The organism is Campylobacter sp. BCW_6467, assembly GCF_001762855.1.
Lineage (GTDB): Bacteria > Campylobacterota > Campylobacteria > Campylobacterales > Campylobacteraceae > Campylobacter_D > Campylobacter_D jejuni.
Window position 1 is genome coordinate 88,136 of record NZ_MJXP01000027.1, and the last position, 21,138, is coordinate 109,273.

The 21,138-nt window shown below is 30.9% G+C and carries 25 protein-coding genes, 5 tRNA genes, 1 pseudogene and 1 riboswitch; of the genes and pseudogenes, 10 read left to right on the forward strand and 21 right to left on the reverse strand.

Going from position 1 to position 21,138, the window contains the following annotated elements; translation table 11 throughout:
• Nucleotides 1–45: 45 nt before the first annotated feature.
• The 14 genes and pseudogenes from rplK to nssR all read right to left on the reverse strand — a co-directional run bounded on the left by rplK (nt 46) and on the right by nssR (nt 6,093).
• On the reverse strand, nt 46–471 hold the full coding sequence (gene rplK, locus AJ888_RS04280; protein WP_002861210.1) for a 50S ribosomal protein L11: 426 nt from the start codon (nt 469–471) through the stop codon (nt 46–48).
• Nucleotides 472–496: 25 nt separating this feature from the next.
• Entirely contained in the window at nt 497–1,030 is a 534-nt protein-coding gene (nusG, locus tag AJ888_RS04285) for a transcription termination/antitermination protein NusG (protein ID WP_002851098.1), read from the reverse strand.
• Nucleotides 1,031–1,039: 9 nt separating this feature from the next.
• Nucleotides 1,040–1,219 (reverse strand): preprotein translocase subunit SecE, encoded by a 180-nt coding sequence (secE, locus tag AJ888_RS04290; protein WP_002854985.1) that lies wholly within the window; start codon nt 1,217–1,219, stop codon nt 1,040–1,042.
• Between the two features lie 18 nt (nt 1,220–1,237).
• A tRNA-Trp gene (locus AJ888_RS04295) sits at nt 1,238–1,313 on the reverse strand.
• A gap of 11 nt (nt 1,314–1,324) precedes the next feature.
• Nucleotides 1,325–1,483 carry a 50S ribosomal protein L33 gene (gene rpmG, locus AJ888_RS04300; protein WP_002793551.1) on the reverse strand — a complete coding sequence of 53 codons (159 nt, stop codon included), beginning with the start codon at nt 1,481–1,483 and terminating at the stop codon, nt 1,325–1,327.
• A gap of 52 nt (nt 1,484–1,535) precedes the next feature.
• Nucleotides 1,536–2,735, reverse strand: a complete 1,200-nt coding sequence (gene tuf, locus AJ888_RS04305; protein ID WP_002855271.1) for an elongation factor Tu — start codon at nt 2,733–2,735, stop codon at nt 1,536–1,538.
• A gap of 68 nt (nt 2,736–2,803) precedes the next feature.
• Nucleotides 2,804–2,878 (reverse strand) — tRNA-Thr (locus AJ888_RS04310).
• Nucleotides 2,879–2,982: 104 nt separating this feature from the next.
• Nucleotides 2,983–3,059: transfer RNA gene (locus AJ888_RS04315), tRNA-Gly, on the reverse strand.
• 6 nt (nt 3,060–3,065) lie between these two features.
• Nucleotides 3,066–3,151 (reverse strand) — tRNA-Tyr (locus AJ888_RS04320).
• 49 nt (nt 3,152–3,200) lie between these two features.
• Nucleotides 3,201–3,276, reverse strand: a tRNA-Thr gene (locus AJ888_RS04325).
• A 91-nt stretch (nt 3,277–3,367) separates the two neighbouring features.
• Nucleotides 3,368–4,128 (reverse strand): annotated as a pseudogene (locus AJ888_RS04330) (amino acid ABC transporter ATP-binding protein).
• Nucleotide 4,129: 1 nt separating this feature from the next.
• On the reverse strand, nt 4,130–4,786 hold the full coding sequence (locus AJ888_RS04335) for an amino acid ABC transporter permease (RefSeq protein WP_002861208.1): 657 nt from the start codon (nt 4,784–4,786) through the stop codon (nt 4,130–4,132).
• The gene (locus AJ888_RS04340) at nt 4,779–5,480 is read right to left on the reverse strand and encodes an amino acid ABC transporter permease (RefSeq protein ID WP_002861207.1); all 702 of its coding nucleotides are present in this window, start codon (nt 5,478–5,480) and stop codon (nt 4,779–4,781) included. The genes AJ888_RS04335 and AJ888_RS04340 overlap by 8 nt, the downstream gene beginning before the upstream one ends.
• A 16-nt stretch (nt 5,481–5,496) precedes the next feature.
• A complete protein-coding gene (nssR, locus tag AJ888_RS04345) occupies nt 5,497–6,093 on the reverse strand; it encodes a nitrosative stress-sensitive transcriptional regulator NssR (RefSeq protein WP_002861206.1) in 597 nt (198 codons plus the stop codon).
• Nucleotides 6,094–6,187: 94 nt separating this feature from the next.
• On the opposite strand from nssR, the gene ctb reads away from it, so the two are divergent.
• Entirely contained in the window at nt 6,188–6,571 is a 384-nt protein-coding gene (gene ctb, locus AJ888_RS04350; RefSeq protein WP_002861205.1) for a truncated hemoglobin Ctb, read from the forward strand.
• On the opposite strand, the gene recG is transcribed toward ctb, so the two are convergent.
• From recG to AJ888_RS04365, 3 genes are read right to left on the reverse strand one after another with little or no spacing between them, the layout of a single operon-like run.
• Complete coding sequence (gene recG, locus AJ888_RS04355) at nt 6,568–8,391, reverse strand: ATP-dependent DNA helicase RecG (protein WP_070296145.1); 1,824 nt, start codon at nt 8,389–8,391, stop codon at nt 6,568–6,570. The genes ctb and recG overlap by 4 nt on opposite strands.
• Nucleotides 8,381–9,601 (reverse strand): M16 family metallopeptidase, encoded by a 1,221-nt coding sequence (locus AJ888_RS04360; RefSeq protein WP_002861203.1) that lies wholly within the window; start codon nt 9,599–9,601, stop codon nt 8,381–8,383. The genes recG and AJ888_RS04360 overlap by 11 nt, the downstream gene beginning before the upstream one ends.
• Complete coding sequence (locus tag AJ888_RS04365; protein ID WP_002861202.1) at nt 9,601–10,647, reverse strand: dehypoxanthine futalosine cyclase; 1,047 nt, start codon at nt 10,645–10,647, stop codon at nt 9,601–9,603. Before AJ888_RS04365 ends, AJ888_RS04360 begins: the two co-directional genes overlap by 1 nt.
• A gap of 73 nt (nt 10,648–10,720) precedes the next feature.
• On the opposite strand from AJ888_RS04365, the gene AJ888_RS04370 reads away from it, so the two are divergent.
• Nucleotides 10,721–11,908 carry an MFS transporter gene (locus tag AJ888_RS04370; protein ID WP_002861201.1) on the forward strand — a complete coding sequence of 396 codons (1,188 nt, stop codon included), beginning with the start codon at nt 10,721–10,723 and terminating at the stop codon, nt 11,906–11,908.
• Nucleotides 11,909–11,923: 15 nt separating this feature from the next.
• Here AJ888_RS04370 and nusA read toward each other — a convergent pair whose 3' ends face one another.
• A complete protein-coding gene (gene nusA, locus AJ888_RS04375; RefSeq protein WP_002859895.1) occupies nt 11,924–13,012 on the reverse strand; it encodes a transcription termination factor NusA in 1,089 nt (362 codons plus the stop codon).
• A 127-nt stretch (nt 13,013–13,139) separates the two neighbouring features.
• Between nusA and AJ888_RS04380 the strand changes: the two genes are divergently transcribed.
• From AJ888_RS04380 to AJ888_RS04405, 6 genes are read left to right on the forward strand one after another with little or no spacing between them, the layout of a single operon-like run.
• Entirely contained in the window at nt 13,140–13,382 is a 243-nt protein-coding gene (locus tag AJ888_RS04380) for an HP0268 family nuclease (RefSeq protein WP_002851103.1), read from the forward strand.
• Nucleotides 13,379–14,680: a tRNA (N6-isopentenyl adenosine(37)-C2)-methylthiotransferase MiaB gene (miaB, locus tag AJ888_RS04385; RefSeq protein WP_002861200.1), complete on the forward strand. Its 1,302-nt coding sequence runs from the start codon at nt 13,379–13,381 to the stop codon at nt 14,678–14,680. Before AJ888_RS04380 ends, miaB begins: the two co-directional genes overlap by 4 nt.
• Nucleotides 14,664–15,293 carry a lysophospholipid acyltransferase family protein gene (locus AJ888_RS04390; protein WP_032603284.1) on the forward strand — a complete coding sequence of 210 codons (630 nt, stop codon included), beginning with the start codon at nt 14,664–14,666 and terminating at the stop codon, nt 15,291–15,293. Before miaB ends, AJ888_RS04390 begins: the two co-directional genes overlap by 17 nt.
• Before the next feature lies 1 nt (nt 15,294).
• Nucleotides 15,295–16,254 carry a hypothetical protein gene (locus AJ888_RS04395; RefSeq protein ID WP_002861198.1) on the forward strand — a complete coding sequence of 320 codons (960 nt, stop codon included), beginning with the start codon at nt 15,295–15,297 and terminating at the stop codon, nt 16,252–16,254.
• Nucleotides 16,251–16,778 carry a hypothetical protein gene (locus AJ888_RS04400; RefSeq protein ID WP_002861197.1) on the forward strand — a complete coding sequence of 176 codons (528 nt, stop codon included), beginning with the start codon at nt 16,251–16,253 and terminating at the stop codon, nt 16,776–16,778. The genes AJ888_RS04395 and AJ888_RS04400 overlap by 4 nt, the downstream gene beginning before the upstream one ends.
• Nucleotides 16,768–17,286: a hypothetical protein gene (locus tag AJ888_RS04405; protein ID WP_070240609.1), complete on the forward strand. Its 519-nt coding sequence runs from the start codon at nt 16,768–16,770 to the stop codon at nt 17,284–17,286. The genes AJ888_RS04400 and AJ888_RS04405 overlap by 11 nt, the downstream gene beginning before the upstream one ends.
• Here the strand turns inward: AJ888_RS04405 and thiC are convergent.
• The 3 genes from thiC to rpe form a co-directional block, all read right to left on the reverse strand.
• On the reverse strand, nt 17,278–18,570 hold the full coding sequence (gene thiC / locus AJ888_RS04410) for a phosphomethylpyrimidine synthase ThiC (RefSeq protein ID WP_002861195.1): 1,293 nt from the start codon (nt 18,568–18,570) through the stop codon (nt 17,278–17,280). The genes AJ888_RS04405 and thiC overlap by 9 nt on opposite strands.
• Nucleotides 18,571–18,626: 56 nt before the next feature.
• Nucleotides 18,627–18,731, reverse strand: a riboswitch (TPP riboswitch).
• Between the two features lie 21 nt (nt 18,732–18,752).
• The gene (locus tag AJ888_RS04415) at nt 18,753–19,514 is read right to left on the reverse strand and encodes a 3'-5' exonuclease (protein ID WP_002861194.1); all 762 of its coding nucleotides are present in this window, start codon (nt 19,512–19,514) and stop codon (nt 18,753–18,755) included.
• On the reverse strand, nt 19,511–20,158 hold the full coding sequence (gene rpe / locus AJ888_RS04420) for a ribulose-phosphate 3-epimerase (protein WP_002859889.1): 648 nt from the start codon (nt 20,156–20,158) through the stop codon (nt 19,511–19,513). The genes AJ888_RS04415 and rpe overlap by 4 nt, the downstream gene beginning before the upstream one ends.
• Nucleotides 20,159–20,297: 139 nt before the next feature.
• On the opposite strand from rpe, the gene rpmB reads away from it, so the two are divergent.
• On the forward strand, nt 20,298–20,492 hold the full coding sequence (rpmB, locus tag AJ888_RS04425; RefSeq protein WP_002854974.1) for a 50S ribosomal protein L28: 195 nt from the start codon (nt 20,298–20,300) through the stop codon (nt 20,490–20,492).
• A gap of 184 nt (nt 20,493–20,676) precedes the next feature.
• Nucleotides 20,677–20,892 (forward strand): YdcH family protein, encoded by a 216-nt coding sequence (locus tag AJ888_RS04430; protein WP_002855201.1) that lies wholly within the window; start codon nt 20,677–20,679, stop codon nt 20,890–20,892.
• The last annotated feature ends 246 nt before the right edge of the window (nt 20,893–21,138 follow it).

A 21,138-nucleotide genomic window follows, 5' to 3' on the forward strand; every position in this document is an offset into this window, starting at 1 on the left:
CCGCATTTTAAAGTGCTACCGCCTTTTACCTTGGCGGTGAAAGGATTAATCAACGATTTCAACACCCATAGAACGAGCTGAACCTGCAATAATTTTAGCAGCTTGATCTCTATCTTTAGTATTTAAATCTGCAATTTTCTTATCTACTATTTCTAAAACTTGAGCACGAGTTAACCTACCCACCTTATTTTTAAGTGGATTATCCGTACCTTTAGAAATTCCAGCTGCTTTTTTGATCAAATCCGTAGCTGGCGGTTGTTTTGTAATAAAAGTAAAACTTTTATCTGCATAAACAGTGATAACAACAGGGATATTAAAACCTGCCATATCTTTTGTTCTTTCATTAAAAGCCTTACAAAACTCCATAATATTAACACCTTGCTGACCCAAAGCAGGACCAACAGGTGGTGATGGGTTTGCTTTTGTGGCAGCAATTTGCAATTTAATTTCGCCTACGACTTTTTTAGCCATAACAAATCTCCTTACTTGATATAAATTAAATTATTTTCTCAACTTGAGAATATAAGATCTCCACTGGAGTTGAACGTCCAAAAATAGAAACATTTAATTTTAATAAACCACGAACCATATCATACTCTTCTACAATTGCAGTAAAGTTTGCAAATGGCCCTTCTGTGATTCTCACATTTTCCCCTTCTTCAAAAGAAATCTTTGGTTTAGGCGCTGCACGATTGTGAACTTTTTCCAAAATCAAATTAATATCTTTTTCTGTTAAAGGGGTTGGCTTTTTGGATTCTCCAATAAAACGACCAACCTTTGGAAGAGATTGAATGCGATGCCAAAGCTCCGTATTTAAATCAAGAAGTGCAAAAACGTATCCTGAATACAAACTTCTTTCGCTAATCTTCTCCTTTCCATTCTTAAATTCAATAACATCTTCAGTTGGAACAACAATTTCTTTAAGTTGTTCTTCAATTCCGTTATCTTTTACTAAATTTTCAATGGCTCTTTTAACTGCCATTTCACTGCCAGCATAAGTTTGAATTGCATACCATTTATGAGTACTCATTTACTCTCCTTATACGATCGCAGAAACAATAGAGGACATAAGCCAATCCACTAACGCCAAAAACAAAGAAATCACCGCAACAACTACAAAAACTGTAATATAGGCATTTCTTACCTGTTCTTTTAAAGGAAAAATTACTTTCCTTAATTCGGCTTTTGATAATTTAAAATAAGTTATTAATTTTTCCATTTATTTAAACCTTAATTATGGCAGGGCAAGAGGGATTCGAACCCCCAACCATCGGATTTGGAATCCGGCGCTCTACCGTTGGAGCTATTGCCCTAAGGCGCAAGCTTAACTTTTTAGCTTAACTTCTTTGTGAAGTGTATGTTTTTTTAATCTTGGGCAATATTTTTTTAATTCTAATTTTTCAGTAGTATTTTTACTATTTTTATAGGTACTATAATTAATATCACCACATTCTTCACACTTTAAACCAACTTTAATTCTCATTTCAATTTTCCTTAAAAAATTAAAGCCAAGCTTTTAACTTGGCTTTATTAAATTATTTAATAATTTTAGAAACAACACCTGAACCAACAGTTTTACCACCTTCACGAATAGCAAAACGAGTTCCTTCTTCAAGTGCTACTGGAGCGATCAAGCTTACAGTAATTCTCACATTTTCACCTGGCATAACCATTTCAACACCATCAGCTAATTTAATCGAACCTGTAACATCAGTTGTTCTTACATAAAACTGTGGTCTATAGTTGTTAAAGAATGGAGTATGTCTACCACCTTCATCTTTATTTAAGATATAAACTTCAGCTTCGAAGTCAGTGTGCGGAGTAATTGATTTTGGTTTAGCAAGAACCATACCACGGATAACTTCTTCTTTTTTAGTACCACGAAGAAGAACACCTACGTTATCTCCTGCTTCGCCTTGATCCATTTCTTTTCTGAACATTTCAACACCTGTTACAGTTGTTGTTTGAGTATCTTTAATACCAACGATTTCAATAGTATCACCTACTTTTACAACACCTTTTTCAATTCTACCTGTAACAACAGTACCACGACCTGAAATTGAGAAAACGTCTTCAATTGGCATCAAGAAGTCTTTTTCGGTATCACGAGTTGGAGTTGGAATATAGCTATCAACTGCAGCCATAAGATCCATAATTTTTGCTGACCATTCACCATCTTGTCCAGCTTTAGCTTCTTCAAGAGCTTTTAAAGCAGAACCAGAAATAATAGGTGTATCATCGCCTGGGAAATCATAAGAGCTTAATAATTCTCTAATTTCCATTTCAACTAACTCTAAAAGTTCAGCATCATCAACCATATCTGCTTTATTCATAAAAACAACAATATATGGAACGCCTACTTGACGAGAAAGAAGAATATGCTCTCTAGTTTGTGGCATAGGGCCATCTGCAGCAGAAACAACCAAGATCGCTCCATCCATTTGTGCAGCACCTGTAATCATGTTTTTAACATAATCTGCGTGACCTGGGCAGTCAACGTGTGCATAGTGACGATTGTCTGTTTCATATTCAATATGAGAAGTAGCAATAGTAATACCACGCTCTTTTTCTTCTGGAGCATTATCGATATTATCATAATCTTTAAGCTCTGCTAAACCTCTTCTAGAAAGAACAGCAGAAATAGCAGCTGTTAAAGTAGTTTTACCATGGTCAACGTGACCAATAGTACCAATATTTACGTGTGGCTTATTACGTGAAAATTTTTCTTTAGCCATTTTTTTCCTCCGTATAAAAAATAAATTGAGCAAAGCAAGTCTTATATCTATATAATTTTTTCAATTCATGGAGCTCATAGCGGGAATTGAACCCGCGACCTCTCCCTTACCAAGGGAGTGCTCTACCTCTGAGCCATACGAGCGCTCAGAAAAATTATACACAATAACAGACAACAAAAACTCTTAAATGGGATATATACTGTAAGTTAAAGGTTTTAAAATACAGCTCCCAGTTCTTTTAAATTATTGGAGCGGGAAACGGGACTCGAACCCGCGACCCTCAGCTTGGAAGGCTGATGCTCTAGCCAACTGAGCTACTCCCGCAAAGCATGGTGGTGAGTCGTGGATTCGAACCACGGAAGGCGAAAGCCAGCAGATTTACAGTCTGCCCTCGTTGGCCACTTGAGTAACTCACCATAAAAATATTGCTTTTTCAATATTCTGGTCAAACACTGCTAAAATAAATGGAGCTGGTTAAGGGACTTGAACCCCCGACCTGCTGCTTACAAGGCAGCTGCTCTACCAACTGAGCTAAACCAGCAAAAATAAAAGTGAGATTATAACTCAAAAAAAAATTTTTGTCAAGGCTTTTTTAGTTTTTCTATAAAATTTTAGTCTTGTAAAGTTTATTATCATAAACCAATATTATTTTTATCTATTTATGATAATCAAACAAATTTAAAAATTTCTTTGCTCTTTCGCTTTTTGGATTTTCAAAAAAACTTTTAGGATCATTTTCTTCGATGATTTTTCCTTCATCCATAAAAATAATTTTATCTGCTACAGCTTTAGCAAAACCCATTTCATGAGTAACAATAAGCATAGTCATACCCTCTTTTGCAAGATTTAACATCACTTCTAAAACTTCTCTAACAATCTCAGGATCCAACGCTGCTGTAACCTCATCAAAAAGCATTAACTCAGGATTCATACATAGACTTCTTACTATGGCAATTCTTTGCTTTTGTCCTCCGCTAAGTTCTCTTGGATAAGCATGAATTTTATGCAAAAGTCCCACCTTTTCAAGCCAAATTTTAGCCTCTTTCAAAACCTCATCTTTCTTTCTTTTTTGCACTTTCATAGGCCCTAAAAGTATATTTTCTTCAACACTTAAATGCTCAAAAAGCTCATAAGATTGAAAAACCATACCAACTTTTTGACGCATTCTTGGCCATTCTTTAAAATCTTTATCTATTTTCTCATTATCAACATAAATATTACCACTTGCAATCTCTTCAAGCCCATTAATACAACGCAAAAGCGTAGATTTTCCACATCCGCTAGGACCTAAAATCACCACAACTTCTTTAGCTTTAACTTCTAAATTAATATCTTTTAAGGCGTGATGCGAACCATAATACTTTTGTAAATTTTCTATTTTTAGTATGCTCATTTTAGCTCCATTTTTTCTCTAATTTTCTTGAATATAAAGTGATGGGATAACAAAGTATAAAAAAGATAAAAAAAATCAAACCATAAATAATAAAAGGTGCAAAATCATTTCTATTATGAAATTCTATAATTTGTTGCCCTACTTTTACAAGCTCTACCGCGCCGATTAAATAAGCAAAGGTTGTACTTTTAATCATACGAGTAAGTAAATTCATGCTCATAGGAGTTAAACGACGCATAGCTTGTGGAATAATAATATAAACAAAACTTTGCACCGTATTTAAACCTAAAGATGATGCACTTTCATACTGATGCTTTGGAATACTCTGCAAGGAAACACGCACCAAATCCATCATCTCAAAACAACCCCAAATGCTAAAAACAATAATAGCTGCACTTACAGAACTCAAATCCCACCCAAACCATCTAGGAAAACCAAAATACACCACAAAAAGCCATACCAAAAGTGGCATAACACGCACAAATTCTAAGCCTAAACGACAAAAAGCATAGATATAGGTATTTTTAAAACTCATTAAAATTCCCAAAAACAACCCACCTATCGAAGTAATAATAATGCTGATAAATGAAATTTCAAGAGTGACAAAAAGCCCTTGCCAGAGTCTTAAAAGCGTATCGGTATTTAAAAGTTCAAGCATGAAACAACCTTTTTTCAAACTTTAGCAAAATAAAAGACAAAGGTAAGATAATACACAAATATCCCATAAACAACAAAAACAATAGCTCATCTGTCTTATAGGTTAAGGAATTTAAACTCTTCATTAAATTCACCAAATCTGGCAAGGCAATAATACTAACGACTGAAGTTTCTTTGATTAAAAATATAATATTAGCACTAATACTTGGCATAGAAATAGCCAAAGCTTGCGGCAAAATCACATAACGCAAATTTCCAAATTTTGAAAAACCCAAAGAAAGTCCCGCTTCAAACTGCTGTTTTCTTATGGCTTCAAATCCCGCTCTTAAACTCTCGGCCATATAAGAACCTCCTAAAAAACTAAGTCCTACTATAGCACAAGCAAAAGAAGGCCTTAAAGTTTCTTCTACGCTTAAGCAAATCAAATCAAGCGGTGGAATTTGCTCTAAATGTATATTAAATTTAGGTAAAGCATAATATAAGAAAAAAAGTTGAATTAATAAAGGCGTATTTCTTGAAAACTCTATATAAAGCTTGCAAATATTTTCTAAAATTTTTATTTTAAAATAACTCATTAAAATGCAAAACAAGCCTATTATCAAAGAAAAAATAATTCCAAAAAAGCTTAGTTTTATCGTAAGCCAAGCAGCCGTTAAAAAAGCAGGAGCTTGAACTAATATAAAATCAAAATCCATTCTCTACCTTAAATTTTTACCAAAGTTCTTTCATGATCATATCTTTATTTAAAATTTCAATTCTACCTTTTTTTGTATCAATAAGTTCTGAAATTTTAAGTTCTTTTAACACTCGAGATAAAGATTGTGCTCTAACATTTAAATCAATTGCAATTTGTTTTTGTGAAATTGTATCTAAATTTTTTTCATTTTCCAAAAGATACTTTAATAATCTCGTCCTTAAATCTAATGCATTTTGAGATAATTTCTTTTCTAAAATTTTAATTTTATCAAAAAGTGAACTGATAAGTAAAAAATTGAATTCTTTATTTTCACTGCATAAATTTTGAAAATTAACAAAATCAATTTCCAGAATTTCCCCATCTTCCTCAAATATAGCATTAGCAGGATAATTTAATTTTTTAAAAGCAGGCATTTCTGCTATAAAATTTGGAGGATTAAAATAATGCAAAGTAATTTCTTTATCACTTGCTGTACTTTTATAAATGCGTATTTTTCCCTTGAGTAAAATAAAAAATTTTTTAGCCTCTTCACCCTCATAAAATAAAATACTATTTTTTTGAAATTTTTTTAATTTTCCTACACTAGATAAAAGTTCCAAATAATCTTTCATTATATACATTTTCCATTCTTAACTTATGTTAAATTTAATTTATCTTATTTTTGCTATATTAACGCCATAAAATTAACATTTAAGAAAGGCTTATATGAAATTTGAAACAATTAATCAAGAAAACATAGCAAAACTCATGGAAATATTTTATGAAAAAGTTAGAAAAGATAAAGATTTAGGTCCTATTTTTAACAATGCTATTGGAACAAGCGATGAAGAATGGAAAGAACATAAAGCAAAAATAGGAAATTTTTGGGCAGGTATGCTTTTAGGCGAAGGTGATTATAATGGGCAACCCTTAAAAAAGCACTTAGATCTACCTCCTTTTCCTCAAGAATTTTTTGAAATTTGGCTAAAACTTTTTGAAGAAAGTTTAAATATAGTTTATAATGAAGAAATGAAAAATGTCATTTTACAGCGTGCACAAATGATAGCTTCACATTTTCAAAATATGCTTTATAAGTACGGTGGACATTAATTTGGCAATTTTTTTGCCAAATCTTTTTTCACCTTTTCTAAAATCTCCTCATCCTTGGAAAAATCAAAAAATTTAAACTCATTTCCATGCTGCATAAAACCATCGAGCAAATCTCCACTGAAACGATTTTTAAGATCAAGCTCTGCTATTTTAAACCCATCTAAAGTGCTAGCAAATTCTTTTAAACGACTTGGAATTTCTTTAAGTTTAGTATAAAGATAACAAGTGCTTTTAAGCCCTACACGACCTACACGACCACGAAGTTGATGCAAGGTAGCAAGTCCTAAACGTTCCGCTCCCACAATCACTATCATACTCAATCTTGGCAAAGAAATGCCCACTTCCACCACTGTAGTGCTTAATAAAATATTTCCCTCATCCCTAAAACGCTCTAAAATTTCATCTTTTTGTTTATCTTTTCCATGAGTTACAAAAACTTTTTCATAATGACTCTGCCAATACCCCCTAGCCTGCTCCAAAGAAAGATAAGGAATATTATCACTAGCACTCACTAAGGGATAAATAATGATAATTTGATGATTTTTAGCAATTTCTTCCTTGATCTTCTCGCTAAGCTTAGAAAAACCTTCATTTTGTATACAATAAGTTGTAATATCTTTTTTAAAAGGCATTTGTTTAATAAAACTAAAATTTAAAAGTTCAGATTGTATCATGCTTAAAGTTCTTGGAATAGGTGTAGCCGAAAACTGTATAAAATGAGGGGCAAATTCTTGCTTATTTAAAGAATGAATTTTCTCACGCTGAGCTGATCCAAAACGATGTTGTTCATCTATCATTACAAGTACGGCATTATGGCTTTCTAAATGAATTAAAGCATGAGTGCCTATAATAAGATTTGCTTTTTGAATATTTTGTTCTAAATCTTTTTCTTTTTTGCCCCCTTTAATAAACAAAATATTCATAAAATCAGGCAAAAATTTCTTAGCCTCTTCATAAAGCTGATACGCTAAAATACTAGTAGGTGCCATTAAAATAGCCTGCTTAGGATAAACCATCAAAGCAGCACCGAGTAAAACCAAGGTTTTACCACACCCCACATCACCCATAATCACACGCCTTTTAGCTTCTTTTGAGTGTAAATCTTTTTCTATGTCTTTTAAGGCGTTAAGCTGATCTTTAGTAAGAGAAAAAGGCAAATCTTTAAGCCAATTAGCTATATTAAAAACATTGATTTGATGAGCTTTAAAATGCGTTTGTTTAGCTTTTAAACGCTTTAAAAAATTATATATTTCTATATATTTTAAATCTTTGCTAAAATTTTGCAAATTTTCAAACATAAAAAAACTTTTTTCATCATAAGCATGTAAATTTAAAAGAAAATGTATATATTTATCCTCTATGCCACTTTCTTTTAAATTTTCATAATTAAGATATTTATGTATAAAAGCGGCAATTTTTGTATCTTTTAAACCTAAAATTTGATACTTTGGACTAAAACCCTCAAAAGAAGTTAAAATTTTAGGATTGTTAAATTGCCAAGTGTGATTAAAACGCGAGAGTTTAGCATTAAAAACAAGCTCTTTTCCTACCTTGCAAACCCCAAAATGCCAAGCTCTAGGATGAAAAAATACAAAAGAAATATTTTCTTGCCATTCTTCACAAAAACCTAAACCAAAAAGTTGATTTTTTCTTGAACTAACGCTTTTTATAGTGATTTTTTGGGTGCAAATTTCATTTTCTTTAGGATTTTTACTTGGATTTAAATTTTCAATTTTTTTAGGTAAAAGAAGCGCTAAATCAATAGCACTTCTAATTTTTAATTTTTTAAAAAATTCAAAATCACTTTCTTTAATTTTCATTTTGTATGCTTGCAAAACTTATATTTAAAAGTTCTTGATGTTTTTTAATATAAGCATTTATGGTTTCAAGCTTAACCTTTTCCATAAGTTTTAATTCTTCTTTATAATATCCCAAATTTAAACCTTGATAAAATTCATTAAAGGCTATAGATAAACGCTTACTTAAGCTTTCATAACGCAAAGGAGTTGATCCTATGAGAAAATTTTTAGCTTGATCAAGTTCGTTTTGAGTCATGCCATTTTTTATAAAATCTTCAAAGAGCTCTTTTACGATTTTCTTAGCTTCTTTAGCGCTTTCATTTTTAGTTTGTAAATATCCAAAAACTCTAGAAAAAGACATATTCATATCAAGCATAGCATAAGCTGAGTATGCAAGACCTCTTTTAACGCGAATTTCTTCCATAATCCTTGAACCAAATCCTCCTTGCCCTAGAACAAATAAAGCAATTTTTGCAAGATATAAATCCTTATCTTTAAAATCAGCAAAAAAAGGCGTAGCAAAATAAATATAAGCTTGTTCACTTTCTGGGCGTACCAAAATTTCATCTTTGATGTTTTTGCTTAACTCATATTTTTTTGGAGTATTTTTTTTACCTATTTGAAGTTTTGATAAGAGTTTTAAAAGATCTTCCTTGGCTTGTTTTTCTTCTAAATCTCCTCCTAAAATCACAACCAAATCACTAAGATGGATAAAATTTTTATAAAAATTTTGCAAATCTTTTAAAGACAAAGTTTCTATACTTTTTTCATCTCCATCATTTGGACTTTGAAATTCTTTACATTTAAAAATTTGAGCATTGAGTAAATTTTTTGCTAAATAATCAAAATCACTATTTTTACTCGCGAGCTCACCTAAGGCATTGATTTTTAATTTTTGCAAAGTTTTTTCTTCTATTCTTGGTTTTAAAAGCAATTTTTCTAAACTCTTTAAAGCAAAATCAAAATTTTCTTTCAAGCAAGAAAGATTGATTTCCAAGCTTTCAAAACCACTACTTGCCTCTAAATTTATCGCTCTAAATTCTAAATCCTTAAAAAATTTATCATCCACGCCTTCATTTAAAATACGTGAAAACATCTTAGCTAAGCCTGCTATTTCATCATAACTTCTAGCGCAATTTCTAAAAACAAGCTTTAAAACAACAATGGGAAAATCAGAATTTTTTTCAAAAATAAAAGGGATTTTAACACCCCTACTCTCTAAATACTGCATTAAAACCTTTCTAAAATTTCATAAGCGGTATTGCGTTTAGCTGGATTTTCACCTAAACTTCTAATCAGCCTTATCATCTCATCTTGATTCATTCTATAACTTGCTCCTGCAGCACTTACTACATTTTCTTCCATCATAGTTGAGCCTAAATCATTGGCCCCAAATTTTAAAGCAAGCTGGCCTATAAGTGAGCCTTGAGTTACCCAAGAACTTTGTAAATTTTTAAAATTATCTAAATAAAGTCTTGCTAAAGCTAAAAGTCTTAAATACTTGTTAGAACTTTGTTTCATAATCTCTGGATGTTTTTGGATTAAAGCAGTATTATCACTTTGAAAGCTCCATAAAATAAAAGCTCTAAAACCACCTGTTTCATCTTGTAATTTTCTTAAATGTTCAAAATGATCGATGATTTCTTCATCATTTTCAACCGTTCCAAACATCATGGTAGCTGTACTTTTCATACCGATTTTATGAGCTTGGCGATGTACTTCTAACCAAGTAGCTGTATCGCATTTATTGGGTGCGATAATATCACGCACCCTATCACTTAGCACCTCAGCTCCCGCTCCTGGTATAGAAAATAAACCCTTAGCTTGTAATCTTTTTAACACTTCAGTGATTGAAATTTTAGATGCTTTTGCAATATAAGCGATTTCAACTGCTGAAAAACCATGCACAGTGATATTTGGATAATGTTCTTTTATCCAAGAAACTAATTCTTCATACCATTCTATTTTTAATTTTGGGTGCACCCCGCCTTGAAAAAGAATTTGTGTTCCCCCGATAGCTTCAAGCTCTTCTATCTTTTTGCCTATCTCTTCAAAGCTTAAAATATAAGCATCATCTTCTTTATGATGGCGATAAAAAGCGCAAAAAGAACAATCAATACAACAAACATTGGTATAATTAATATTTCTATCCACAACAAAAGTGGTGATTTTTTCAGGATGAAGTTCTAATTTTCTTTTATAAGCCATTTCTCCAAGTTCCGTTAAACTCGCATGATATAATAAATCTAAAGCTTCTTTTTTATCCAGTCTTTTCAAAATTTTTCCTTGTTTTTTACATAATTAAAATAATTATAGCATTTAAAATATAAATTATGCTATAGTTTCGCTTATGAATTACATTGAACTATTAAAAAATAATAAAAATATCAGAATATTAGCTTCGGTTCAGTTTATAGTATATTTTGGAGCATGGTTTTCTCAAACAGGAGTTTTTACCCTTTTAGTCGAGCTTAATGCTCCTACTTGGGCAACAGCTACAAGTGCTATGCTTGCTTTTTTACCTGGAGTTTTGCTTGCTCCTATTAATGGCGTCATAGTAGAGAAAAATAAACCTAAAAAACTTTTACTCAGTATGATTAGCATAGAATTAATTTCTATTTTTTGTCTTATTTTCGTCACAAGTCTTAGCATGCTTTGGCTTTTGTTTATTTTAATCTTCATAAGACTTTGCGTTGCTTCGATTTATTTTCAAGCTGAAATGAGTTTATTGGCTAAAATTTTAACCCCTCAAGAACTTAAACTCGCTAATGAAATGCACAGTGTCATTTGGGCGATTTCTTATACAGCAGGTATGGCAAGTGCGGGAATTTTTATTTATTTTCTAGGAGTTAAAACCGCTTTTTTATTTGACTGTGTGCTTATACTCATAGGCATTTCTTTTTTAGTAAGATTAAGTATTCCTGATTTTCATCAAAAAACACAAAATCGCTTTTTTACCATGATAAAAGAAGGATTTTTCTATGTTTTAAACAATAAGATAATTTTTCATCTTATCTTGCTTCATGCTTTTATAGGTTTAACTGCTTATGAAACCTTGGTTACGCTTTTAGCACAACATCAATACAAAGAAGTTTTATCCGCTGCTTTAGTAATAGGGTTTTTAAATGCAGTACGTGCTTGTTCTTTAGCTATAGGACCTATGGTTTTAAGCAAATTTATTAATGATAAAAATTTATTTTACATGTATCTTGGTCAAGGCTTAGGTATTATACTTTGGGCTTTAACTCAATTTAATTTTTATATTTCTTTTTTAGGTTTAATTGGTGCAGGTTTTTTTACCTCAGCACTTTGGGCTTATACCTACACCATGATACAAAAAAATGCTGACAAAGAATATCATGGTAGAGTGATCGCTTATACAGATATGATTTATCTTAGTTTTAGCGCTATTATTTCAATGCTTATGGGCTTTTTATTTGAAATAGGCTTGAGTTTAGAACTGATTACAGGTTTATTGGGTATGATTTTTATCTTTGCGGCATTTTATTGGAAGTGGTTTTATAAAAAATATTTGTGAAAATTCACAAATATTTTAAATTTTAAACAAATCTTGAAGATTTTTCATTGCTTCTTCATTACTGATGGCATTATTTAGCTGCGATGAACTTAATTCATTGAGCTCTATTTCATAACCACTTAACATAGAAGCAAGGCGAATATTAATACCATTTTTTCCTATAGCTTTACTTTTTTGTTCGCTATTTAAACTTACAATAGCTTTTTTATCTTCAATTTTTACAGAATTTACAATAGCAGGAGCCAAGGCACGAGAAATTAAAATTTCACTCTCATTTGTAAATTCTATACAATCAATATTTTCATTATGAAGCTCTTTGCTTACTGCATTAATTCTTACACCTTTAACACCTACTGTAGCGCCTACAGGATCGATATTTGCTCCATTGGCCTGAAGAATGATTTTTGCTCTTTCACCTGGAATTCTAGCACATCCTATAATATTGACATAACCATCTTTGATTTCTGGAACCTCAGCTTCAAGTAAACATTCTAAAAATTTAGGACTTGTACGACTAAGCTCGATTTTAATACCCTTATCTGTATAAACACGGCGTATCACAGCTTTTACCACATCACCTATTTTAAACTTTTCCCCTTTAATGCGATTTTTTCTCGGTAAAAAAGCTCTTAATTCATCTATTTCAATAAAAGTATTTTCTTCATTATCCACTCTAACAACTGTACCAAAAACCATTTGCCCTACTTTGTTTTTATATTTTTCAAAAATAGTTTGTTCTAATAATTTTTGTATATGATATTCAAGTTCTTTATGTAAGGTATTTACCGCAGTTCTTCCTAAATTTTCCAAAGAACATTCATAGGTTAATTCATCTCCTATTTCAACATCTGGAGCTTCTGATTTTGCCTTACTTAACGCGATAAAACTCTCACTTTTATTTTGTAATCTCTCGTCATTATCTGCTACTATGGTAATTTTTTGATAAAGATTTAAATTTTTAGGATCCACAAAAAACTCATATTCTTGTCCATAAATTCTTTTTGCAGTATTGATTAAAGCGGTAGCTACCTTTTCTCTTACATTCTCTAAGTTTAAATTTTTTTCATTAGCAATAGATTCGATAATATCTGCTATCTTTTCCATATTTTATAAAACCTTTTTTGTGGGAAATTTAAATAATGTAGGTAAAAATTATATCCTTAATAAGTTTAATTAAAAGTAAAATTTGCTAAAATTACAGATTAAAATGAAAATTCTTAAGGATTTAGCTATGGAATTAAAATTGGCAAGAACTTTGATTAATGAAAAACCTAAAAATATTAGCCTAGAAAAAATCGAAGAGGCTATAGAAAAAGAAGGACAAAAGTTTTTTTATTTTGATAAAGATAATACACACAAACAACTCATTGCCCTTGTAAATCATTTTGAAAAAAAAGGAGTAAGCATTTATCATAGAACCGTAAAATACGGACTTGATGATAATGATTTTATGTATGAGGTACATATTCTTTGAGTGCTAAAAAACTTTTTATTCAAACTTTAGGTTGTGCGATGAATGTCAGAGATTCTGAGCATATGATCGCAGAATTAACACAAAAAGAAAATTACGCACTAACAGAAGATATCAAAGAAGCAGATCTTATTCTTATTAATACCTGTTCAGTGCGTGAAAAACCTGTGCATAAACTTTTCTCAGAAGTGGGTGGCTTTGAAAAAGTTAAAAAAGAAGGTGCTAAAATAGGAGTTTGTGGATGTACTGCATCGCATTTGGGAAATGAAATTTTCAAACGTGCTCCTTATGTGGATTTTGTTCTAGGGGCAAGAAATATTTCCAAAATCACTCAAGCTATAAAAACTCCAAAATTTATGGGCGTGGACATAGACTATGATGAAAGTGAATTTGCTTTTGCAGATTTTCGAAATAGTATTTATAAATCCTATATTAATATCTCCATAGGTTGTGATAAACACTGCACTTATTGTATAGTACCACATACTAGAGGAGATGAAATTTCCATACCTTTTAACATCATCTACAAAGAAGCTCAAAAAGCCGTTGAAAAAGGCGCTAAAGAGATTTTCTTGCTAGGACAAAATGTCAATAACTACGGCAAAAGATTTAGAAATGAACATAAAAAAATGGACTTTTCAGATCTTTTAGAAGAACTTAGCACTATAGAAGGTTTGGAGCGCATTCGCTTTACAAGTCCACATCCTTTGCACATGGATGATAAATTTTTAAAAGTTTTTGCCAATAATCCAAAAGTTTGCAAATCCATGCATATGCCTTTACAAAGTGGCTCAAGTGAAATTTTAAAAGCTATGAAGCGTGGCTATACTAAAGAATGGTATTTAAATAGAGCTTTAAAACTTAGAGAACTTTGTCCAAATGTTAGCATTTCTACAGACATTATTGTAGCTTTTCCAGGGGAAAGTGAAAAAGATTTTGAAGAAACTATGGATGTTTTGGAAAAAGTGCGTTTTGAGCAAATTTTTTCTTTTAAATACTCCAAACGCCCTTTAACAAAAGCTGCAACCATGCCTAATCAAATCGATGAAGAAACAGCTTCAAGAAGACTTAGCACCTTACAAAATCGTCATAGTGAAATTTTAGATGAAATTGTAAAAAAACAAGAAAATAAAACTTTTAAAGTTTTATTTGAAGAATTAAGAGCAGGCAATAGCATTGCTGGAAGAACAGATAATAATTTTTTAGTTCAAGTTGAAGGTAGCGAAGAACTTTTAGGGCAATTTAAAGAAGTAAAAATAACTAATGCAAAGCGTATGGTTTTATATGGGGAAATCGTTTAAAATCCATTGCTTAACATATATAATTTTCATCTTGCAATGGCTTATTTTTTTAAGCTGTAAAAAGCACTATAAAGGTGAAAGAGTTGACCGTAAAGCTGGTGTGATACTTTTTTGGCATGGAAAATTAGCACTTATGCCTTTTGCGTTTAGACATTATAGGCAAAAAAATAAAAAAGCCTATGTCATGATCTCTCACCATAAAGATGGAGAGCAAATTGCAAAAATCATCAAGCTTTTCGGTCTTGATACTGTAAGAGGAAGCACTTCAAGGGGTGCTAGCAGTGCACTTAGAGCTGCATTTAAAGTTTTAGAACAAAATGACGATATAGTTATCACGCCCGATGGTCCACGAGGGCCTTATCATAGTATTTCAGATGGTTCTATCATTTTGGCTCAAAAAAAAGAACTAAAGATAAGAATTTTAAACTATGAAGCAAATCGTTTTTGGGAATTTAAAAGTTGGGATAAGATGATCTTGCCAAAACCTTTTAGTAAGATTACTTATAGTCTAAGTGAACCTTTGGATATTTTATCTTTAGATAAAGAAAAAGCTAAAGAATTTCTAATGGAACAATTTGATAAAATTAGCTTAGCTGATCAATTCAAGGAATGAAATGTTATTTTTACTTAAAAAAATATTTCCACAACTTTTTATTAGTATTATTTTAGAAGATAAAAAAAATATTGTAAAAGCTTCTATTTACAGAGGAAATAAACTAATCAGTAGCAATGAAAAAACTTTTGATAAAAGTGAAAATTTATTAGAATACATAAAAAATTTAAGCAAGCATTTCTTATTTTACCACACTGCTTTATTTTTAGACGCCAAAGAACAAGGATTAATACCTAGTACAAATATTCAAGATTGTGAGCACTTTAATATAGGAAAAATCAGCTTACAGCATATTTTGTTTAATAATGCCCTTGTTTATACAGCTACCGAACATGTGGAATATTATAGCGAGCTTTTTGAAGAATATAGAGGTTTAGATTTTTTATATTCCCCTTTTGCTCTTCTTTACTACAATATACAAAAAGAAAAACAGCCTGATGATCAAAATTTACTTTATGGATTTAAGCAAGGACATCTTTTGGCAATTATTGTTGCCAAAGGCAATACTATCTTGTACGGTGATTTTAAAATATTTGAGCAAGAATTAGGTTTAGAGCTTGAACTTCCATCAGAAGATAATCAAGAAATTGAAAACAACAACGATGATACCGAAGTTACCTTAGATAACTTCAATGAAGCCTTAAATAGTAAATTTGACCTACTTGATCAAGAAAATAATCTTGAAACTTTGGATAATAATGATAATTTTAATCTTGATGAATTAAATCAATTTAGCAATGATATGGAACTTTGTCGTTATATTATTACGAGCATTGAAAAATTTTATAATGATGATAAATATGCTGGGGTATTTATCAATGGTATTTTATTATATAGCGAATCAGATATTAACATAAGTGCTATTGATTTTTTAGAAAGTGAAACTTTTTTAGAGATAAAAACGAAACAAATCAACACCTTAGATCTTATGATAGAATTGATGCAAAAGGAGCTTAAATGACTTATAGCTTCATACAGCCAAGAAAAAAACCTATTTTCACGCTCTTTGATAAAATTTGGCTAGGACTTTTTGGTTTTAGTATATTATTTATCTTGCTAGTATATTTTACATATACAATAAAAATTGCATTAATCAATAGCTCTATCGATGATGAAAAACAACAAGTTATAGTGCTTCAAAATCAAACTAAGCAAAATGAAATGCTTTATGAAATTTTATTTGATCAAAGCCAAATAGCGAAAAATTTTAACACTCAAAATCAAATTATTAAAGAAAGCTTAAGAAATCTATTTGATATTATTGTAAAAACTGATAATATTACTCTTGAAAGTGTTGAACAAGACGAATATTCCTTAAAACTTATCGGAGTCACTCCTACAAGAGAAATGTTTACTCTACTTTTAGAAACCCCTTTAAAAAGCATCTTTGATCAAAGCTATACAACCTATTATCGCTTAGATAATGGGTGGTATCGTTTTGTTAGTATTAGTAAACAAATTCCAGGAGTTGTAGATGAAAGATAAAAGCCTAGAAGAAATTGATTTATTAAAGCTTATCATTTGCGCGTTAAGTTTTATAAGCGTTTGTACAGCCTTGATCTTATTTTTACTTTTACCGACATTAAAAAATTACAAACAAGCAAACCTTAGAGAAAACTCACAACTTGCTATCTTAAAAGCCACTAAATCAAAATTTGACTTTAGTGAAGATAAAATATCAACTCTAAGAAGCGAAAACAACAAAAGTTTAGAGCAATTTGAGCAAAATTTTAATATAGGAAATTTTGATATTTTTTTACAAAAATATTTTCAAAATGTAAAAATTCAAGAAACTAAGCCCGAAAAACAAGAAAAATATCTAAAAAACCGCTTAGCCATTAAAGCGACAATGAACAATCCTAGAAGACTTTATGATTTTATTGATGCTCTAAAAAACTATAATAATTTAATCAAGCTTGATTATCCACTTAATCTTAAAGGAGGAGAGCAAGGTATCTCTATAGATCTTATTCTCAAAGTTTATTCAAGCTAAACTCACATCTTCGCCTTTTAAAATTTGATTCATAGTATTCATTGCACACATTTTTCCACACATGGAACATGAGTTTAAATCATCAGGACGACGCTCATTAAACATTTTTTTGGCCTTTTCTCCATCAATAGCAAGTTTAAACATTTTCTCCCAATCTATCTCTTGCCTAGCCTTACTCATCTCATCATCTCTTGCTCTTTCTTTTGGAAGTTTAGCTATATCTCCCGCATGAGCTGCAATTTTAGTCGCAACTATACCCTCTCTAACATCTTCTAAATTTGGAAGTCTTAAGTGTTCAGCAGGTGTTACATAACACAGCATATCAGCACCGCTAGCTGCAGCCACAGCTCCTCCAATAGCACCACTAATATGATCATACCCTGCGCCAATATCTGTTACCAAAGGTCCTAAGACATAAAAAGGCGCTCCTTTGCATAAACGCTTTTCTAATTGCATATTTGCCTCTATTTCATTAATAGCCATATGCCCTGGACCTTCTATCATTACTTGAACCCCAACATCCCAAGCCCTTTGAGTAAGGAGTGATAATTCTATAAGCTCTGAAATTTGTGCCCCATCACTTGCATCGTGGGTAGAGCCAGGACGCAAAGCATCACCCAAAGATAAAGTTACATCGTATTTTAAACAAATATCAAGCAAATCATCATAATACTCAAAAAAAGGATTTTCAGCATCTTTCATCATCATCCAAGCATAAAGCACAGAGCCTCCTCTTGAAACTATATTTGTAAGTCTTTTACTTTGTTTAAAAATATGCGCTGCGCGAGAATTAATACCTGCATGAATTGTCATAAAATCAACCCCACTTTTAGCATGATGATATACAACATCTAAAAAGTCTTTGGCATTAATTTGTTTTAAATCTTTTTCTAAAAATCCTACTGCATCATATACAGGAACTGTTCCTATCATAGCTTTTGAAACATTAACAAGCTCATCTCTAAAACGACTTGTTTTGCCATAATTGCTTAAGTCCATAATCGCTTCTATGTCAAATTTATGAGCAAGCTCTACTTTTTTCATTTCCTCGCTATAATCAACACAATCATTTGAAACTCCTAAATTTACATTAACCTTAGTACGCAGTCCAAAACCTATACCATTTGGATCAAGACTATTATGATTAATATTTGCAGGGATAATAATTTTACCGCAAGCAATATTTTCAAGCAAAAAATCTTTACTTAAATTTTCTTTTTGTGCAACAATCTGCATTTCTTTAGTAAAAACACCTTCTTTGGCATAATTCATTTGAGTTTTCATAAATTTATCCTTTAAAAAATTTGGATAAATGAAGGGTGAGTATAAATTTTTAAAGTATTGAAATTTATAAATCTTCCCGACGCTGGCATTATCCAGATCCGGTTCGGTCTAAGCTTTTAGCTTACTCTCAGCCTGTTACACAAGCTCCCGTCATTTATGTTTTAATTATACACTTTAAATATTTATTTTTGCTTTATGCGTGCAGTCTTTGTAAAATTTATAAGTTCTTCTGTAGTTTTTATATGATAAGGAAGTTTTCCAAGGCAATATTTAAAAATTTCAGCAGCTGCCAAAGCATCATCTAAGGCCCTATGATGCGTATTTTCCACGCCCAGAAATTCTTTCAAAACCTCTAGTTTATATTTTGGACTTTCTATACAACATTGTGCAAATTCTATAGTGCAAATACGACGATTAAGCAAAATGCCAAAACCACACTCATTTAAAGCCTTAGAAATAAAACTATAATCAAAACGCACATTATGCGCTACAAAAATACTGTCTTTTAAAAAAAGCCTAAAATCACTTAAAACCTTTGCTAAACTTAGAGCATTTTCCACCATCTCATAAGTAATACCCGTAAGTTCGGTTATATTTTCTGGAATTTCTTTTACTTTAACAAAACTTTGAAAGCGTCCAATTTCTTTAGAATTTTGAATTTTTACTGCTCCAATTTCTAAAATTTCCCCCTTACTTACGCCGCCAGTACTTTCTATATCTACTATACAAAAAATTTCATCTTTAATTTTTGTTGTGCGTGTTTTAAGGGTAAAAATATTATCTTTATTCAAAGTTAAGCCCAAACCCAAAAGCTCAAAAGTTTCTAAATCTAAATCAAAATTTTTTAATTCTTCAACTTTGGCAAACTCTTGCATCACCCAATCATAAGGCTTGCTTTGCTTATTTAATATAGAAATAATCTGATCAATTTGCTGTAAACTCAAAATTCAAGCTTTAAAGATGAAATTGCAGTTTTATAATCATTAGAAGAAAAAATATAACTTCCAGCCACCAAAATATCAGCTCCAGATTCTTCTAAATCGCTAGCATTTAAACCATTAACACCACCATCAACCTCTATAAAAACTTTAGCATTTTTTTTATCAATCATTTGGCGCAATTCTTTGATTTTTTCATGTACCAAAGGTAAAAATTTTTGTCCACCAAATCCAGGATTAACACTCATTAAAAGTACCATATCTACAAATTCTAGCATGTGTTTAATAGAATCAATAGGAGTGTGCGGATTTAAAACAATAGCAGGATGGATTCCTTGACTTCTTATATATTCACAAAGTCTTATAGGATGAACTTCGCTTTCCATATGAAAAGAAATGAATTTTGGTTTCAAAGGGATAAAAAGATCTATAAATTTACTTACATCTTTAACCATCAAATGCACATCTAATGGCAACTTACTAATAGTTGAAATTTTTTCGATCACGCAAGGTCCGAAAGTCAAATTTGGAACAAAGTGTCCATCCATTACATCAATATGTAAAAGATCCGCACCTGCAGCTTCAATAGCTTTAACTTCTTCTTCTAATTTCAAAAAATTTGCAGACAATAAACTTGGAGCTACATACATGATCAAAACCTTAAACTATATATAAATGTGATAAATAATATTTTATCGACTTATATATTAAAAAAACTATAAATTATGGAATATTTTAAGCTTAATTTTGATAAAATCTCCATTTAAAAATTTTCATAAGGACAAGAAAATGGCAAGAGTATGTCAAATCACAGGCAAGGGTCCAATGGTGGGTAATAATGTCAGCCATGCTAACAATAAAACAAAAAGACGCTTTTTACCTAATCTCAGAACAGTTCGTGTAACTTTAGAAGATGGTACCACGAGAAAAATGAGAATTGCAGCTTCTACTCTGAGAACTCTAAAAAAACAAAATTCTAAATAATTTTGAGGATTTATTCCTCAATTTTAATATTTCAAATTTAAAAATAAAATTTAATAAATCACTTATATAACACACATTTAAAAATTATTATTAAGTTTATTATTTTTTAAGCCAAAAATATCTTTTAATAGTGTAAAATACCTTATTAAATGAATTTTAAATTTCACTAATACAAGGAGAGTTTATGCTACATGAATATAGAGAATTAATGTCAGAGCTAAAAGGTAAAGATGCTCATTTTGATAAACTATTTGATCGTCATAATGAACTTGATGACATGATTAAAGATGCAGAAGAAGGTAGAACTTCTCTTAGCAGCATGGAAATTTCAACCTTAAAAAAAGAAAAGCTTCATGTAAAAGATGAACTTAGCCAATATCTAGCAAATTATAAAAAATAAGGCAAAACAATGTTTGGAAGTAAAATAAACCATTCTGATCTTCAAAAACTTGAAGAAGAAAATAAAAATCTTGCACATAAAATTGAAAAATTTCAATCGGAAAATTTAGAATTAAAAAATAAAATTACATCATTAGAACAAGCGGCTTTAGAATCTAAACTTAAAACAGATCTTTTAAATGTTTTATTAACTGGGGTTTTAAAAAATATTACTATTGTTCAAGGCGATATGTTAGAAAATGTAAAT

Bases quoted from the DNA above. Each gene is read 5' to 3' on its own strand.
- rplK (WP_002861210.1), bottom strand. From the start codon at position 471: ATGGCTAAAAAAGTCGTAGGCGAAATTAAATTGCAAATTGCTGCCACA.
- nusG (WP_002851098.1), bottom strand. From the start codon at position 1,030: ATGAGTACTCATAAATGGTATGCAATTCAAACTTATGCTGGCAGTGAA.
- secE (WP_002854985.1), bottom strand. From the start codon at position 1,219: ATGGAAAAATTAATAACTTATTTTAAATTATCAAAAGCCGAATTAAGG.
- rpmG (WP_002793551.1), bottom strand. From the start codon at position 1,483: ATGAGAATTAAAGTTGGTTTAAAGTGTGAAGAATGTGGTGATATTAAT.
- tuf (WP_002855271.1), bottom strand. From the start codon at position 2,735: ATGGCTAAAGAAAAATTTTCACGTAATAAGCCACACGTAAATATTGGT.
- AJ888_RS04335 (WP_002861208.1), bottom strand. From the start codon at position 4,786: ATGCTTGAACTTTTAAATACCGATACGCTTTTAAGACTCTGGCAAGGG.
- AJ888_RS04340 (WP_002861207.1), bottom strand. From the start codon at position 5,480: ATGGATTTTGATTTTATATTAGTTCAAGCTCCTGCTTTTTTAACGGCT.
- nssR (WP_002861206.1), bottom strand. From the start codon at position 6,093: ATGAAAGATTATTTGGAACTTTTATCTAGTGTAGGAAAATTAAAAAAA.
- ctb (WP_002861205.1), top strand. From the start codon at position 6,188: ATGAAATTTGAAACAATTAATCAAGAAAACATAGCAAAACTCATGGAA.
- recG (WP_070296145.1), bottom strand. From the start codon at position 8,391: ATGAAAATTAAAGAAAGTGATTTTGAATTTTTTAAAAAATTAAAAATT.
- AJ888_RS04360 (WP_002861203.1), bottom strand. From the start codon at position 9,601: ATGCAGTATTTAGAGAGTAGGGGTGTTAAAATCCCTTTTATTTTTGAA.
- AJ888_RS04370 (WP_002861201.1), top strand. From the start codon at position 10,721: ATGAATTACATTGAACTATTAAAAAATAATAAAAATATCAGAATATTA.
- nusA (WP_002859895.1), bottom strand. From the start codon at position 13,012: ATGGAAAAGATAGCAGATATTATCGAATCTATTGCTAATGAAAAAAAT.
- AJ888_RS04380 (WP_002851103.1), top strand. From the start codon at position 13,140: ATGGAATTAAAATTGGCAAGAACTTTGATTAATGAAAAACCTAAAAAT.
- AJ888_RS04390 (WP_032603284.1), top strand. From the start codon at position 14,664: ATGGGGAAATCGTTTAAAATCCATTGCTTAACATATATAATTTTCATC.
- AJ888_RS04395 (WP_002861198.1), top strand. From the start codon at position 15,295: ATGTTATTTTTACTTAAAAAAATATTTCCACAACTTTTTATTAGTATT.
- AJ888_RS04400 (WP_002861197.1), top strand. From the start codon at position 16,251: ATGACTTATAGCTTCATACAGCCAAGAAAAAAACCTATTTTCACGCTC.
- AJ888_RS04405 (WP_070240609.1), top strand. From the start codon at position 16,768: ATGAAAGATAAAAGCCTAGAAGAAATTGATTTATTAAAGCTTATCATT.
- thiC (WP_002861195.1), bottom strand. From the start codon at position 18,570: ATGAAAACTCAAATGAATTATGCCAAAGAAGGTGTTTTTACTAAAGAA.
- rpe (WP_002859889.1), bottom strand. From the start codon at position 20,158: ATGTATGTAGCTCCAAGTTTATTGTCTGCAAATTTTTTGAAATTAGAA.
- rpmB (WP_002854974.1), top strand. From the start codon at position 20,298: ATGGCAAGAGTATGTCAAATCACAGGCAAGGGTCCAATGGTGGGTAAT.
- AJ888_RS04430 (WP_002855201.1), top strand. From the start codon at position 20,677: ATGCTACATGAATATAGAGAATTAATGTCAGAGCTAAAAGGTAAAGAT.